1 protein-coding gene is annotated in these 318 nt (G+C 43.4%); it reads right to left on the bottom strand.

The window, feature by feature from the left end; all coding sequences use genetic code 11:
- On the bottom strand, positions 1-318 hold a 318-nt coding region (locus ZA06_RS16985; RefSeq protein WP_205625685.1), incomplete at both ends, for a hypothetical protein.

Consider the following 318-nt stretch of genomic DNA (forward strand, 5'->3'; position numbering starts at 1 on the left):
AGGCATCTGTAATAGCAACATCTACAGAACAGTCTCCAGAGGTATCTGCACTGGTTGTTGTAACAACGTTGCTTGTAGCGTTTACCGTTGGATTTTCATTATCGGTCACTGTTACAGTCATGACATCAGTAGCTGTATTGGCTGGGGTGGCATTGTCAGATACGGTATATGTAATTGTGGTTGTCCCTATAGGGAATGTATATGTTCCGACCTGTCCAGAACCGGTATCGTTTACAGCACCGGTCATTACCCATGCAATTGAGCTTACGGAACAATTATCGTTGAAAGAGGCATCTGTAATAGCAACATCTACAGAAC

It is taken from the genome of Mangrovimonas xylaniphaga (assembly GCF_001280435.1).
In the GTDB taxonomy this organism is placed as follows: domain Bacteria; phylum Bacteroidota; class Bacteroidia; order Flavobacteriales; family Flavobacteriaceae; genus Mangrovimonas_A; species Mangrovimonas_A xylaniphaga.